Source organism: Klebsiella sp. Ech2A (assembly GCF_030078455.1).
GTDB lineage: Bacteria > Pseudomonadota > Gammaproteobacteria > Enterobacterales > Enterobacteriaceae > Klebsiella > Klebsiella terrigena.
Genome location: NZ_JAQGFU010000109.1, coordinates 1 through 14,932, shown reverse-complemented (window position 1 = coordinate 14,932; position 14,932 = coordinate 1). Strand labels below are relative to the sequence as shown.

The window sequence follows — 14,932 nt, the reverse complement described above, 5'->3', positions numbered from 1 at the left end:
CTCCAGCAACATTGCCCTGATGTGCGGCAGCGGCTGTGCCGGGGCCCATGAAGAGCTGGTAGAGTTCGCCGCTAAGCTCAAGGCGCCCATCGTCCACGCCCTGCGCGGCAAGGAGCACGTTGAGTACGACAACCCTTATGACGTCGGAATGACCGGGCTGATCGGCTTCTCGTCCGGCTTCCACACCATGATGAACGCCGACACTCTGGTACTTCTCGGCACCCAGTTCCCCTACCGGCCTTTCTACCCCAGCAGCGCAAAAATCATTCAGATTGATATCAATCCCGGCAGCATCGGCGCGCACAGCAAAGTCGATATGGCGCTGATCGGCGATATCAAATCGACCCTAAAAGCGCTGCTGCCGCATCTGGAAGAGAAGACGGATCGTCGCTTCCTCGACAAAGCGCTTGAGCACTACCGCGAGGCGCGCAAGGGGCTCGACGATCTGGCTAAGCCGAGCGATAAGGCCATTCACCCTCAATATCTGGCGCAGCAGATTAGCCGCTTCGCCGCTGACGATGCCATTTTCACCTGCGACGTCGGCACGCCAACCGTCTGGGCCGCCCGCTATCTGAAGATGAACGGCAGGCGCCGGCTGATCGGCTCGTTTAACCACGGCTCAATGGCCAACGCCATGCCGCAGGCGATTGGCGCGAAGGCAACGGCGCCGGAGCGTCAGGTGGTGGCGATGTGCGGCGACGGCGGCTTCAGCATGCTGATGGGCGATTTCCTCTCGCTGGCGCAGATGAAGCTGCCGGTAAAAATCGTGATCTTTAACAACAGCGTGCTGGGATTTGTCGCAATGGAGATGAAGGCCGGGGGCTATCTGACCGACGGCACCGAGCTGCACGACACCAATTTCGCCCGCATTGCCGAAGCCTGCGGCATTAAAGGCATTCGCGTCGAAAAAGCCTCTGAGGTTGACGAGGCGCTGCAAACCGCGTTTAGCACCGACGGCCCGGTGCTGGTCGACGTGGTGGTCGCTAAGGAAGAGCTGGCGATCCCGCCGCAAATCAAGCTGGATCAGGCTAAGGGTTTCAGCCTGTATATGCTGCGCGCCATCATCAGCGGACGCGGGGATGAAGTTATCGAACTGGCGAAAACCAACTGGCTCAGGTAAAACATCCTTTTAAGCCCACACAACATCATTCATGATGCATCGAAGGCCCCGCCGGGGTGGTTTATGCGGCTAACGCGGATACAGCGTGAAGGATGAAACATTAACAAGGAAATGCCGTGATAGATCTCCGCAGTGATACCGTAACCCGTCCGGGGCGCGCCATGCTGGATGCCATGCTGTCAGCCCCGGTCGGCGACGACGTTTATGGCGACGACCCGACCGTTAACGCGCTCCAGCGCTACGCCGCAGAGCTGGCCGGCAAAGAGGCGGCGCTGTTCCTGCCGTCCGGCACCCAGGCGAATCTGGTGGGCCTGCTCAGCCACTGCCAGCGCGGCGAAGAGTATATTGTCGGCCAGGGCGCGCATAACTATCTGTACGAAGCCGGCGGCGCGGCGGTGCTCGGCAGCATTCAGCCGCAGCCCATCGACGCGGCGGCGGACGGCACCCTACCGCTGGATAAAGTCGCGGCAAAGATTAAGCCTGACGATGTTCATTTTGCCCCCACTCGCCTGCTGAGCCTAGAAAATACCCATAACGGCAAGGTGCTGCCGCGAGAATACCTCAAAGAGGCGTGGGAGTTTACCCGTGAACGCGGCCTGGCGCTGCACGTTGACGGCGCGCGTATCTTTAACGCGGTGGTGGAGTACGGCTGCGAGCTGCGCGATATCGCCCAATACTGCGACTCCTTCACCATCTGCCTCTCTAAAGGGCTGGGAACGCCGGTGGGCTCGCTGCTGCTCGGCAGCCACGACTACATTCACCGCGCCACCCGCTGGCGTAAAATGGTCGGCGGCGGCATGCGCCAGGCCGGAATTCTGGCGGCTGCGGGCCTGTACGCTCTGCAAAATAACGTCGCGCGCCTGCAGGAGGACCACGACAACGCCGCGTGGCTGGCCGGGGAGCTGCGCGCCATCGGCGCTGACGTAACCCGCCACGACACCAATATGCTGTTCATCCGCGTTGGCGAAGAGCAGTCACGGGCACTGGGCGCGTTTATGCAGCAGCGCGGTGTGCTGATCAACGCCTCGCCGGTTGTACGTCTGGTCGCCCATATCGACGTCAATCGTCAGCAGCTGGCGGAAGTGGTTGGCCACTGGCAGGAATTTTTGAACCGCTAAGGAGTCAGGCGTGTCGCAACGAATTCTGGTGCTCGGCGCCAGCGGCTATATCGGCCAGCATCTGGTGCAGGCGTTGAGCGATCGGGGCTATTGCGTGCTGGCGGCGGCGCGCCATATCGAGCGGCTAAAAAAACGCAATCTCCCGGGGGTGAGCTGCCACGCCGTCGACCTCACCCGGCCGCAGGGGCTTTCTGCCCTGCTGGCGCAGGCGGACACCGTTTACTATCTGGTGCACGGCATGGGCGAAGGCGGCGACTTTATTCGGCACGAGCGCGAGGTGGCGCAAAACGTGCGCGACGCCCTGCGAGCGACGCCGGTAAAACAGCTGATATTCCTCAGCTCTCTGCAGGTCCCGGAAGCGGAACAGTCCGACCACCTGCGCGCCAGGCAGATCACCGCCGACGTTCTGCGCGAATCCGGCGTGCCGGTCACCGAGCTGCGGGCGGGCATCATCGTGGGCGCCGGCTCCGCCGCGTTCGAGGTGATGCGCGACATGGTCTACAACCTGCCGATTTTAACGCCTCCGCGCTGGGTGCGCTCGCGCACTACGCCTATCGATCTCGAAAACCTGCTCTATTATCTGGTGCAGCTGCTCAACCATCCGTCCGGCGAACATCGCGTCTTCGAAGCCGCCGGGCCGGAAGTTTTAAGCTATCAGCAGCAGTTCACCCGCTTTATGGCGGTCAGCGGCAAGCATCGCCTGCTGATCCCGATCCCTTTTCCCACCCGCTGGATTTCGGTGTGGTTCCTCAACGTGATTACCTCGGTTCCGCCCACCATCGCGAAGGCGCTGATTCAGGGGCTGAAGCACGATCTGATCGCCGACGATCGCGCGCTGCGGGCGCTGATCCCCCAGCAGCTGATCTCCTTCGATGAAGCCGTGCGCCGCACGCTTAAAGAAGAGGAGCAGCTCGTAAACTCCAGCGACTGGGGCTACGACGCGCAGGCCTTCGCCCGCTGGCGGCCGGAGTACGGCTACTACCCTAAGCAGGCCGGCTGCACGGTTAGCACCACCGCCAGCGCGGCGGCAATCTGGCAGGTCGTCAACCAGATTGGCGGCAAAGAGGGCTACTTCTTCGGCAACGCGCTGTGGAAAATTCGCGGCGCCATGGACCTGCTGGTGGGCCATCGCCTGGCGAAAGGCCGGCCGTCGCACGATCTCCTGCAGACCGGCGACGCGGTAGACAGCTGGAAGGTGATTATCGTCGAACCGGAAAAACAGCTCACCTTACTCTTTGGCATGAAGGCGCCCGGCCTGGGGCGCCTGAGCTTTACCCTCAGCGATAAAGGCGACCACCGCGAGCTCGACGTTCGGGCCTGGTGGCACCCTCACGGTATGCCCGGGCTGTTCTACTGGCTGCTGATGATCCCCGCCCATCTGTTTATCTTTCGCGGCATGGCGCGGCGCATTGCCCGGCAGGCAGAGCAAATCACAGGCAAATAGGAAGCATATACGTCATTCTGCTATCATTCTCATTGCATCGTGAGGAGAATCACGGAAAAATGCGCACGAAATTCTTTTCTGGGACAGTAGGTTGATATGAAGGTACTGGTTACCGGTGCGACCAGCGGGTTAGGCCGCAACGCGGTGGAATATCTGCGTAATAAAGGCATCAGCGTCAGAGCGACCGGGCGAAACGAAGCGATGGGCAAGCTTCTGAGCAAAATGGGCGCCGAATTTGTCCCCGCAGATTTAACCGAACTGGTTTCATCTCAGGCCAAGGTGATGCTCGCCGGTATCGATACCCTCTGGCACTGCTCAAGCTTCACCTCGCCGTGGGGCACCCAGCAGGCCTTCGATTTAGCCAACGTCCGCGCCACCCGTCGCCTTGGCGAATGGGCCGTGGCCTGGGGCGTACGCAACTTCGTTCATATCTCCTCCCCTTCGCTCTACTTTGATTATCACCACCATCGCGACGTGCAGGAAGATTTTCGCCCGCACCGCTTTGCCAACGAATTTGCCCGCAGCAAGGCGGCGAGCGAAGAGGTGATTAATCTGCTGGCCCAGGCGAACCCCAATACCCGCTTTGCCATCCTGCGCCCGCAGGGTCTGTTCGGCGCCCACGACAAAGTGTTCATCCCCCGCCTTGCGCAGATGATGCAGCACTACGGCAGCGTAATGCTGCCCCGCGGCGGCAGCGCGCTGGTCGATATGACCTACTATGAGAATGCGGTACACGCGATGTGGCTTGCCAGCCAGCCGCAGTGCGACCATCTGCCCTCCGCCCGGGCGTGGAATATCACCAACGGCGAACCGCGCACCCTGCGCAGCATCGTGCAAAAGCTGATTGATGAGCTGGGAATAAGGTGCCGTATTCGCTCGGTCCCCTACCCGATGCTGGATATCATCGCCCGCAGCATGGAGCATTTTGGCAATAAGTCAGCCAAGGAGCCGGCCTTTACCCACTACGGCGTCTCCAAGCTGAACTTTGATTTTACCCTTGATATTTCCCGCGCGCAGGAAGAGCTGGGCTACCGCCCGGTGGTGACGCTGGATGAGGGAATTATCCGCACCGCGGCCTGGCTGAAAGATCACGGCAAGCTGCACCGCTAGCGCCGAATTAACCCTGGCCGTATTTCTCCAGCAGCGCTTCGGCGATGGCCTGGGTTTCCGCATCGGCGACGCCGTCCCAGCGCGCCGGCCGGAAATGCATCTGAAAGGCCATAATCACCCGTTTCTGCTGCGCCGGCGTCATCTCCGGCGTCACCTGATAGCCGTAGCGGGCGAGTAGATCCAGCAGCTCCGCGCTATCGACCGGCTGCCAGGTCGGGCGACCGTTGAGATAAAACGCGACCCGCTCTTTATCCGGCCAGGCGCCAATGCCCCGTTCGGCCAGCCGGCGCCAGGGGAATAGCGGCCCGGGATCGTCCTTACGCTGTGGCGCAATATCGGCATGAGCCACCACGTTTTGCGCCGCAATGCGGTAGCGGGCGATAATATCCTTCGCCAGGGGGATCAGGGCATCAATCTGCGCCGGGCTAAACGGCGTAAAGCTTTTTACCCCCGCCGCTTTCTGCCAGCCGCGGTTCTCCAGCTCAATGCCGATGGAGGTGTCGTTTATGCGCGTACTGCCGCGCCAGAAGCTAATCCCCGCATGCCAGGCCAAATCCTCTTCCGGCACCAGCTGCCAGATGCGCGGCTTGCCGCGGTGCATCGGCGGCCGTTCAGGGATCAGGTAGTGGGAGCTCACCTGGTTGTCGGTTAAGGTCGCCAGCGAGACGTCAAAATCATCGGCGGTATAGTGAATGACCAGCACCTTCACCCGCGGGTAGGCGGCCTGCGCCGGATGGCGGGTATCCAGCTGATAGCCGTCGCGCTCGATAATTCCCTTTTCCGCCGAGCAGCCCACCAGCAGCAGCGCCAGCAGCGCCAGCGCGACGCTCAGTCCCGGGCGCATCGTCACCGCGTTTTCACCGCCGTGCCGCTGACGGTGACCATCAGCATGCTGCCGTCTTTGCCCACCGTTTCATAATCGATATCAATCCCCACTACCGCGTCGGCGCCCAGCGCTTTCGCCTGCTCGCCCAGCTCTTCGAACGCTATCTCCCGGGCCTTACGCAGCTCTTTTTCATAAGATCCGGCGCGGCCGCCGACGATATCGCGAATGCTGGCGAATAAATCGCGAAACACGTTCGCGCCGAGGATCGCCTCCCCCGTGACGACGCCGCAGTATTTCACGATAGGCTGCCCTTCGAGGGTTGGGGTAGTTGAAAATTGCATCATAAGACTCCTTCTTTAGCGTTCAAGGTGTTAGCTCAGAGAGTCAAGCACATTCCCGTATCGATACGCTATGCTTGAATGGTTATTTTAACGTAGTGAGCTTATAAGGAAATCATCATGCGCTACAAACTCGTTGCTTTACTTCTCCCCTGCGCGCTGGCACTGAGCGCCTGTACCACCGTCACGCCGGCCTATAAAGATAACGGTCCCCGCAGCGGCGCCTGCATCGAAGGCGGCCCGGATGAAGTGGCGCAGAAGTTTTACGATGTTCAAATCCAGCAGCGTAATCACGACCTGACCGCGCTGCGCCCCTACCTGAGCGACGGTCTGGCGAAGCTGCTCGACGACGCGCGCCAGGATCCGTCCCGCAGCGCAGTGCTGCAGTCCAACCCGTTCTCCAGCTCGGCTACCCCGGCCGATAGCGCGGATGTCGCCAGCGCCTCCACCATTCCGAACCGCGATGCGCGCAATATTCCGCTGCGCGTTGAGTTAAAACAGGGCAGCAAAACCTGGAAAGATGAGGTGCTGATGATTCAGGAAGGCCAGTGCTGGGCGGTAGATGACGTTCGCTACCTCGGTATTAACGCCCACGCGCCGGCGGGTTCACTGCAACAGAGTCTCGAAAAACGCGGATAAGGGCGCTGAACCTGCTCTCCAAAACCGATACCCCCGGTAAAATGTCGGTATTTCATGCGGTAATGCCGACATTTGCTCCCCCCTCCCCCACGAACCCATATTTTGTGCTAAGTTTAGAGGTAAATGCGGGTTACATTTAACTTTTAACGCATAAATATTGCATAACTATTCTGTCAAAGGTAGTATTTGCGGCCTCAATAGCTATTCGTATCAGACAGCCCAGATGAGTATTAAACTAAACGGCATTAACTGCTTCTACGGCGCGCACCAGGCGCTGTTCGACATCACGCTGGATTGCCCGCAGGGGGAAACGCTGGTGCTGCTCGGCCCAAGCGGCGCCGGGAAAAGCTCGCTGCTTCGCGTACTCAACCTGCTGGAGATGCCGCGTTCCGGTACGCTACATATCGCCGGTAACCACTTCGACTTTACTAAAGCGCCGTCTGACAAAGCCATCCGTGAGCTGCGCCAGAACGTCGGTATGGTTTTCCAGCAGTACAATCTGTGGCCGCACCTGACCGTGCAGCAAAACCTGATTGAAGCTCCCTGCCGCGTGCTGGGTCTCAGCAAAGATAGCGCTCTGGCCCGCGCCGAGAAGCTGCTGGAACGTTTGCGCCTGAAACCCTATAGCGACCGCTATCCACTGCACCTTTCCGGCGGCCAGCAGCAGCGCGTCGCCATTGCGCGCGCGCTGATGATGGAGCCGCAGGTGCTACTGTTTGATGAGCCAACGGCGGCGCTCGATCCGGAAATTACCGCCCAGATCGTCAGCATTATCCGCGAGCTGGCGGGCACCGGCATTACGCAGGTCATCGTTACCCACGAAGTGGAAGTGGCGCGTAAAACGGCCAGCCGCGTGGTGTATATGGAAAATGGCCATATCGTTGAACAAGGGAATGCTGACTGCTTCGCGCATCCGCAGACCGACGCGTTTAAAAACTATCTTTCACATTGATGTTTTCGGGGAAATGACGATGAAAAAAGTACTGATTGCCGCGCTTCTGGCCAGCATGAGCCTTTCTGCTACCGCAGCCCAGACCATCCGTTTTGCCACCGAGGCGTCCTATCCTCCGTTTGAAACGACCGACGCCAACAACAAAATCGTCGGCTTCGACGTCGATCTGGCTAACGCGCTGTGTAAAGAGATCGATGCCACCTGCACCTTTACCAACCAGGCTTTCGACAGCCTGATCCCTGGCCTGAAATTCCGCCGCTTCGACGCGGTGATGGCCGGGATGGACATTACGCCTGAGCGCGAAAAGCAGGTGCTGTTTACCACGCCTTACTATGAAAACTCCGCGCTGTTCGTGGGCCAGCAGGGCAAATTTACCAGCATCGAGCAGCTGAAGGGCAAAAAGGTCGGCGTCCAGAACGGCACCACTCACCAGAAGTTCATTAACGACAAGCATCCGGAAATCACCACCGTTCCGTACGACAGCTACCAGAACGCGAAGCTGGATCTGCAAAACGGCCGCATCGATGCCGTATTTGGCGACAACGCCGTGGTCACCGAATGGCTGAAGAGCAATCCGAAGCTGGCGGCGGTGGGCGATAAGGTGACGGACAAAGACTACTTCGGTACCGGCCTTGGCATTGCGCTTCGTCAGGGCAATACCGAGCTGCAGCAGAAATTTAACGCTGCGCTGGAAAAAGTGAAAAAAGATGGGACTTACCAGACCATCTATAGCAAATGGTTTCAGAAGTAATCCTCAATGAACGAATTTTTTCCATTAGCAAGCGCCGCCGGGATGACCGTCGGCCTTGCGGTCTGCGCGCTGATTATCGGCCTCGCCCTGGCGATGCTTTTTGCCGTGCTGGAGTCGGTCAAATGGCGCCCGCTGGCGTGGCTGACCACCGGCGTGGTGACGATCCTGCGCGGGCTGCCGGAAATTCTGGTGGTCCTGTTTATCTATTTCGGATCGTCGCAGCTGCTGCTCACGCTCTCTGACGGCTTTACCATCAATCTCGGCTTTGCGCAGATCCCGGTGCAGATGCAGATTGAGAACTTCGACGTCAGCCCGTTCCTGTGCGGCGCGGTGGCGCTCTCTCTGCTGTACGCCGCCTACGCCTCGCAAACCCTGCGCGGCGCGCTGAAAGCGGTGCCGCAGGGACAGTGGGAGTCGGGCCAGGCGCTGGGGCTGTCGAAAAGCGCGATTTTCTTCCGCCTGGTGATGCCGCAAATGTGGCGCCACGCCCTGCCGGGGCTCGGCAACCAGTGGCTGGTGCTGCTTAAAGATACCGCCCTGGTCAGCTTAATTAGCGTTAACGATCTGATGCTGCAAACCAAGAGCATTGCCACCCGCACCCAGGAGCCGTTTAACTGGTACATCATCGCGGCGGCAATCTACCTGGCGATCACTCTGCTCAGTCAGTACATCCTCAAGCGTATTGACCAGCGTGCGACGCGCTTTGAACGGAGGCCCGGCTGATGCTCGACTACTTACCAGAACTGCTCAAAGGGCTGCATACCAGCCTGACGCTGACGGCGGCCTCGATCGTCGCCGCGCTGATTCTGTCGCTGATCTTTACCATCATCCTGACGCTGAAAACGCCGGTGCTGGTATGGATTGTGCGCGGGTATATCACGCTCTTTACCGGTACACCGCTGCTGGTGCAGATCTTCCTGATTTACTACGGTCCGGGGCAGTTTCCGTCGCTGCAGGAGTACCCGGTGCTGTGGCATCTGATTTCTGAGCCGTGGCTGTGCGCCCTGATTGCCCTGTCGCTCAACAGCGCCGCCTATACCACCCAGCTCTTTTATGGCGCGATCCGCGCCATTCCTGAGGGCCAGTGGCAATCCTGCGGCGCGCTGGGGATGAGCAAGAAGGACACGCTGGCGATCCTGCTGCCGTACGCCTTTAAGCGCGCCCTCTCCTCCTACTCCAACGAGGTGGTGCTGGTCTTCAAGAGCACCTCCCTGGCCTATACCATTACGCTGATGGAGGTGATGGGCCACAGCCAGCTGCTGTACGGACGAACCTACGACGTGATGGTCTTCGGCGCGGCCGGTATCGTGTACCTGATCGTCAACGGCCTGCTGACGCTGCTCATGCGTCTGGTGGAGCACAGGGCGCTGGCGTTTGAGCGTCGAAGCTAACGTTCGGAAATGCATAAACAGTAAATAGAAAGGCGGGTAATGTTGATGACTTACCCGCCTTTTTTATATAAATAAAAAATACTTATACATCTTTATTGAATATAAATTCATTTAATGGCATTGTGAAACCCGGCCGCAAGCACGGCACGACATCATAAGATTGACCGACGGGAGTTCGACGATGAAAAAGTTAGTTCTGGCTGCACTGCTTTCCACTTTCGCTTTTGGCGCCGTTGGCGCAGAAAAAATCAGCTTTGGCGTTTCCGCTACCTATCCACCGTTTGAATCCATGGATGCCAATAATCAGATCGTTGGCTTCGATCTCGACCTGGCGAAAGCGCTGTGCAAACAGATGCAGGCGGAGTGTACTTTTACCAACCACGCCTTCGACAGCCTGATCCCGGCGCTAAAATTTAAAAAATATGATGCGGTGATTTCCGGCATGGACATTACCCCTGAGCGCAGCAAGCAGGTGTCGTTCACCGAACCGTACTATGCGAACTCCGCGCTGGTTATCGCCAAAAAAGACGCCTTCCACTCCTTTGCCGATCTGAAAGGCAAACGTATCGGCATGGAAAACGGCACCACCCACCAGAAATACCTGCAGGATAAGCATCCTGAAGTGAAAACCGTCGCCTATGACAGCTACCAGAATGCGTTTATCGACCTGAAAAACGGCCGCATTGATGGCGTATTTGGCGACACCGCGGTGGTTAACGAGTGGCTGAAAACCAACCCGCAGCTCGGCGCCGCCACGCCGAAAGTAACCGATGCGCAGTACTTCGGCACCGGCCTTGGGATCGCGGTTCGTCCGGATAACAAAGCGCTGCTGGAGAAGCTGAACGGTGCCCTGAAAGCGATTAAAGCGGACGGCACCTATCAGAAAATCAGCAGCCAGTGGTTCCCTGAGTAAGCGCGGGCCCTTCCCGGCCCCGAGCGCCTGAGGCAGGCGCGGCGCGGCCGGGAAAACCTTACAGCGGCAGGGTAAAGCGGAAGCTGGCTCCTGCCGCCGCTTCCTGCAGGTGAATATCGCCCCCGTGCAGCTGCAGCATGCGGCGCACAATCATCAGCCCTAATCCCCCCGTAGACTCCCGGCGCTGGCCAGGCTCAAGTACCGAAGGCCGTTCAAAGAGGGTTGCCCGCAGCTCGCTGGCGACGCCGGGGCCGCTGTCCGCCACCTCAACGACTATCTGCGACGCCTGCTGGCGCGCGGTCAGGCGAATCACCCCTCCTTCCGGCGTGTGGCGAATGGCATTATCGAGCAAATTGGTCAGCACCCGCTCCATCATCGATAAATCGGCCACCACCGGCGGTAATCCCTCGGCCAGCGACAGCTGTAAACCGATGCCGCGGGTGGCAATCGCCAAATCGAACTTCTGCGCGACGTCCTGAACCAGCTCGGCGAAGATAAATTTCTCCGGCTGCGGTTTGATGCCGCCATGTTCGAGCCGGGCCAGCTCAAACAGCTGCTGCGACAGATGGCGAACCTTATTGCCCTGGCGCAGGGCGATATTCAGATACTGCTGGCGATCCTCGGCGTTGAGCCGGTCGGCCTTCAGCGTCAGCGTCTCCAGATAGCCAAGCAGCGAGGTCAGCGGCGTGCGCAGATCGTGGGAGATATTAGCGATAAACTCGCGCCGCTGGCGGTCGCTATCGGCCAGCCGATCCCACTGGTCGGCAATCTGGCGGGACAGCGCAATAAAGCGATTATGCAGGATCGCCACCTCATTCCCGGGATGCGGGTCGGGCGCCTGCGCCGCCAGGGCTTTGATCGCCACCATGCTGTCCGGGCCGGAGATCTCTACCTGGGCGGTCAGCTGACGCACCGGGCGCGTTACCCAGAACCACGCCAGCCCGCCCGCCAGCAGGCCAAACAGCGCCACCAGCAGCAGCGTCCACAGCAGCAGGCTCCACAGCGTCTTCTGCCAGGCGGTGGCCGCCAGCTCGTTAAAGGTTTCCCCCTGCAGAACAATGTAGAGATAGCCGCGCAGCTGGCCCTCGAGGCGCAACGGCGCGGCGCTAAAGACTTTCTGCTGTCCGAGGCTGCGGGGATCGTCGCCGTACACCGGCCATGCGGCGCCGGAGAGGAACGCCTGCACCGGCGCCAGATCGATACGCTGGCGTTTGGTATGGCCCGGCGGCGCGGCATCGGCTAACAGCTCGCCGTCGGGAGAAACCAGATAGAGCTCAACGCTGGGGTTAAAAACCATCAGCCGATCGAACAGCGGCTTCAGCGCCTGACGATCGATCTGCCCCTGCGCATCCAGCAGCGGCTCGCGGGCGACAATTTGCTGCGCCAGGCCGGCGGAAAGACGCTGCACCATCGCGTTACCGTACTGCGCGCTGGTATAGAGCTGCACGAGGCATACCGCCGCCGCGCACAGCAGCAGCAGCGAGGTGAAGACCAGCGCCAGGCGCTGGCTCAGGCTGAGACGGCGCATCATTGCCCCACCTCCTTGCGCTCCACGGCAAACTTATAGCCCTTTCCCCACACGGTGAGGATAATTTCAGGCTCCGTCGGCTCGTGCTCGATTTTGCTGCGCAGGCGGTTGATATGGGTATTGACCGTATGCTCATAGCCTTCGTGCTGGTAGCCCCAGACGCTGTCGAGCAGGGCCAGACGGGAAAAGACCTCTCCCGGATGGCGGGCGAAGTAGTACAGCAAATCGAACTCGCGCGGGGTCAAATCGACCGGTTCGCCGCGCAGCCTGACCTCGCGCGACAGCGGGTCGATATTGAGGCCGTGGCAGGCGATGCGCCCGGCATCGTTCAGCAGATTGAGCCCCATCGCCTCCTGGCGGCGGAACACCGCTTTGACGCGGGCAATAAGCTCCAGAACGGAGAAGGGTTTGGCCAAATAATCATCCGCCCCCATCTCCAGCCCCTGCACGCGCTGGATTTCGCTGGAGCGGGCGCTGATGATGATCACCGGCAGATAGCGGGTCATCTGGCGGATGCGCCGGCAGATCTCCAGCCCGTCAACGTTCGGCAGCATCAGGTCGAGGATCACCGCATCCCAGGGGCTTTTTTCCAGCAGCGCCAGGGCCTCTGCGCCGTCCGCTACGTGGACAATCTGATACCCCTCGTCCTGCAAATTCAGGCGCAGCAGGGCAGCAATATCATCGTCATCTTCAACTAACAGGATTTTCTTCGCCACCGGTGCCGCTCCGCTAATATCATGCTCTTATTGCAAAGCTTACCCGATTTTGGCCGGCAGAAGAGTTCACATTTTGTTTAAACTTCGCGGACCAGCAGCGTCAGCACCTCATAGTGCGCGGTGTGGGGGAACATATCAAACAGCTGCACCCGCTCCGCGCGATAGCCCGCCAGCTGAGCGATATCTTTCGCCATCGTGCGGGCGTTGCAGCTGGAGTAGATGATATAGGGCGGAGCCATGCGGCTTAAATAGTCGCACAGCTCGCTGCCAATTCCGCGACGCGGCGGGTTCACCAGCACCAGCTGCGGAACTTCGCCCTCGCCGGTAGCAAAACGGGTGGAGTCCAGCGCCTGGAAGCGGAGGTTGCTGAGGCCAAGCTCGGCGGCGGACTGCCGCGCGCAGGCGATGGCCTCTGGCGCAATCTCAATGCCGGTCAGCCGCATCTGCGGGGTGGCGCAGTGCAGGCCGAAACCGCCGACGCCGCAGAACAGGTCCCACATGTGGTCTACCGGCAGCTGGCGCACCCACTCCCGGGCGGTGGCGTACAGCCGGCTGGCGACTTCGGGGTTGGTTTGAAAGAAGCTTTGCGGGCGGATCCACAGCGGTACCTCGTTGAAGCGCTCCGCCAACGCCTGCTGCGGAGTGAGGAAAATCTCCTGCTCCCCTTCCATAATCGCCATATGCACTGGCTGAATATTGGCGGTAATCACCTTCAGCTGCGGCAGCTGCGCCTGCAGCCACGGCAGCGCGGCGCGCAGCTGGGCGAGCTTCGCCTCAGAGCGCAGCACAAAGCGCAGCATCATGCCGCCGTCGAGGCGGCTTTCGGTGAGCAGCAGATACTTCAGCTCTCCGCGCCGGCGGGCCACCTGATAGGGCGTGAGGCCGGCGCGGGCGATAAACGGCTTCAGCAGGGCGAAGACCGGCGCAAAGCTTGCCGGGTAGAGCGGACAATCGGTGAGGTCTTCAGGGTTGCCGTCGCGATGCAGCATGCCGAGCAGCGGGCGCTCAACGCTGCCGCTGACCACCATTTTGGCCTTATTGCGAAAGCCGGTTTCCGGACCGGAGACCGGTTCGCACCACGTCGCCACCGGGCGTTCTGCCAGCAGCGACCGCAGATCGGCCATTTTATCGGCGAGCTGTTGTTCTGGCGGCAGTTCCAGCCACTGACAGGAGCGGCAGCGGCCCGCGTCATAGAGTGCGCAGTGCATAAAAAGACCTTCAAAAAATCAGGGGCGGGGATTGTATCACCGTTACTGCAGTTGGAAAAAGCGTCGGCACGATGCCGGGATAAACAGCAGCGCCAGCACCAGCAGGTCCGGCAGCTTCTGCATCACCAGCGAACGGAAAATTTCCCGCTTCGATTCGCCGGCAATGCTAAAGAGTTCAGGGTAGCCGTAGCCCAGCGAGGCGGCCCACAGATAGCCGCTGACGATAATCTGCGTCAGCAGGTAGATCCAGCGCGCCCGGTTCTGCCCTTTGACCAGTGAAAACGCGCACCAGATTTCAATAAACACCAGCAGCAGGCTTGAGAAGAAGACCAGCGTCAGGGGCCACGTCTGCACGCTGCGGTGGATAAACTCGCCGATCCCCCGCACGCCAAGCTGATTGAGGATCATCAGCAGGTCGAGGGCGCGGATTAAAATAATGGCGAACGCCGCCACCTGCACCAGCGCAGGGACGTTCAGGCGAGCATGAGATGAGCGAGCTTTAGTAAACAATCCCAACGGTTGAGTCTTCCATGAAAACGGCGTCGCACAGTCGCGACGCCGGCACCAGGTCTTGCTATCGATTTTAGGGGCTTCAGCCGCGTCTTGCACGCTGGATATCGCGTACTCGCTGCTTTTCTGCGCGGGCCATCAAATACCAGGCGATAAAACCAACAATCCCGACCACGCCGAGGATAATCGTCGCCAGGGCGTTGATTTCCGGATTGACGCCCATGCGCACGCTGGAGAAAACCAGCATCGGCAGCGTGGTGGCGCCAGGACCGGAAACAAAGCTGGCAATCACCAGATCGTCCAGCGACAGGGTGAAGGCCAGCAGCCAGCCGGAAATCACCGCCGGCATGACCACCGCCACCGGGAGG

General features: G+C 60.0%; 16 protein-coding genes and 1 pseudogene. 10 read left to right on the top strand and 7 right to left on the bottom strand.

All coding sequences use genetic code 11. The features are described 5' to 3' along the window. From PFH44_RS17900 to PFH44_RS17885, 4 genes are all read left to right on the top strand, one after another. Positions 1–1,120 (top strand): thiamine pyrophosphate-dependent enzyme (locus PFH44_RS17900; protein WP_283825715.1); only part of this gene is annotated, 1,120 nt, incomplete at its 5' end. 116 nt (positions 1,121–1,236) lie between these two features. Then, positions 1,237–2,238 (top strand): low-specificity L-threonine aldolase, encoded by a 1,002-nt coding sequence (ltaE, locus tag PFH44_RS17895; protein WP_283825714.1) that lies wholly within the window; start codon positions 1,237–1,239, stop codon positions 2,236–2,238. Positions 2,239–2,248: 10 nt separating this feature from the next. Further along, complete coding sequence (locus PFH44_RS17890; RefSeq protein ID WP_283825713.1) at positions 2,249–3,682, top strand: SDR family oxidoreductase; 1,434 nt, start codon at positions 2,249–2,251, stop codon at positions 3,680–3,682. 96 nt (positions 3,683–3,778) lie between these two features. After that, positions 3,779–4,792: an NAD-dependent epimerase/dehydratase family protein gene (locus PFH44_RS17885; RefSeq protein ID WP_045854622.1), complete on the top strand. Its 1,014-nt coding sequence runs from the start codon at positions 3,779–3,781 to the stop codon at positions 4,790–4,792. A 7-nt stretch (positions 4,793–4,799) separates the two neighbouring features. On the opposite strand, the gene PFH44_RS17880 is transcribed toward PFH44_RS17885, so the two are convergent. Further along, positions 4,800–5,636, bottom strand: coding sequence for an N-acetylmuramoyl-L-alanine amidase (locus PFH44_RS17880; protein ID WP_283825712.1), 837 nt, complete (start codon positions 5,634–5,636; stop codon positions 4,800–4,802). A 2-nt stretch (positions 5,637–5,638) separates the two neighbouring features. Next, a complete protein-coding gene (locus tag PFH44_RS17875; protein ID WP_045855433.1) occupies positions 5,639–5,959 on the bottom strand; it encodes a heavy metal-binding domain-containing protein in 321 nt (106 codons plus the stop codon). Positions 5,960–6,076: 117 nt separating this feature from the next. Between PFH44_RS17875 and PFH44_RS17870 the strand changes: the two genes are divergently transcribed. The 6 genes from PFH44_RS17870 (at position 6,077) to artJ (ending at position 10,602) form a co-directional block, all read left to right on the top strand. After that, positions 6,077–6,595: a lipoprotein gene (locus PFH44_RS17870; RefSeq protein WP_283825711.1), complete on the top strand. Its 519-nt coding sequence runs from the start codon at positions 6,077–6,079 to the stop codon at positions 6,593–6,595. 223 nt (positions 6,596–6,818) lie between these two features. Next, positions 6,819–7,547 (top strand): arginine ABC transporter ATP-binding protein ArtP, encoded by a 729-nt coding sequence (gene artP, locus PFH44_RS17865; protein WP_041144760.1) that lies wholly within the window; start codon positions 6,819–6,821, stop codon positions 7,545–7,547. Positions 7,548–7,566: 19 nt separating this feature from the next. Beyond that, positions 7,567–8,298 carry an arginine ABC transporter substrate-binding protein ArtI gene (artI, locus tag PFH44_RS17860; RefSeq protein ID WP_045855432.1) on the top strand — a complete coding sequence of 244 codons (732 nt, stop codon included), beginning with the start codon at positions 7,567–7,569 and terminating at the stop codon, positions 8,296–8,298. 6 nt (positions 8,299–8,304) lie between these two features. Then, complete coding sequence (gene artQ, locus PFH44_RS17855; RefSeq protein ID WP_045854619.1) at positions 8,305–9,021, top strand: arginine ABC transporter permease ArtQ; 717 nt, start codon at positions 8,305–8,307, stop codon at positions 9,019–9,021. After that, the gene (gene artM / locus PFH44_RS17850) at positions 9,021–9,689 is read left to right on the top strand and encodes an arginine ABC transporter permease ArtM (RefSeq protein ID WP_045854618.1); all 669 of its coding nucleotides are present in this window, start codon (positions 9,021–9,023) and stop codon (positions 9,687–9,689) included. The genes artQ and artM overlap by 1 nt, the downstream gene beginning before the upstream one ends. A 181-nt stretch (positions 9,690–9,870) precedes the next feature. Next, entirely contained in the window at positions 9,871–10,602 is a 732-nt protein-coding gene (gene artJ / locus PFH44_RS17845; RefSeq protein ID WP_283825710.1) for an arginine ABC transporter substrate-binding protein ArtJ, read from the top strand. A gap of 58 nt (positions 10,603–10,660) precedes the next feature. On the opposite strand, the gene PFH44_RS17840 is transcribed toward artJ, so the two are convergent. The 5 genes and pseudogenes from PFH44_RS17840 to PFH44_RS17820 all read right to left on the bottom strand — a co-directional run. Continuing rightward, positions 10,661–12,133, bottom strand: a complete 1,473-nt coding sequence (locus PFH44_RS17840; RefSeq protein ID WP_283825709.1) for a sensor histidine kinase — start codon at positions 12,131–12,133, stop codon at positions 10,661–10,663. Continuing rightward, positions 12,130–12,846: a response regulator transcription factor gene (locus PFH44_RS17835; RefSeq protein ID WP_045854615.1), complete on the bottom strand. Its 717-nt coding sequence runs from the start codon at positions 12,844–12,846 to the stop codon at positions 12,130–12,132. Before PFH44_RS17835 ends, PFH44_RS17840 begins: the two co-directional genes overlap by 4 nt. A 77-nt stretch (positions 12,847–12,923) precedes the next feature. Next, entirely contained in the window at positions 12,924–14,054 is a 1,131-nt protein-coding gene (gene rlmC / locus PFH44_RS17830) for a 23S rRNA (uracil(747)-C(5))-methyltransferase RlmC (protein WP_045854614.1), read from the bottom strand. Between the two features lie 42 nt (positions 14,055–14,096). Continuing rightward, positions 14,097–14,570, bottom strand: coding sequence for a YbjO family protein (locus PFH44_RS17825; RefSeq protein ID WP_045854613.1), 474 nt, complete (start codon positions 14,568–14,570; stop codon positions 14,097–14,099). 76 nt (positions 14,571–14,646) lie between these two features. Further along, positions 14,647–14,932, bottom strand: a pseudogene (locus tag PFH44_RS17820) (putrescine ABC transporter permease PotI); the annotation flags it as partial.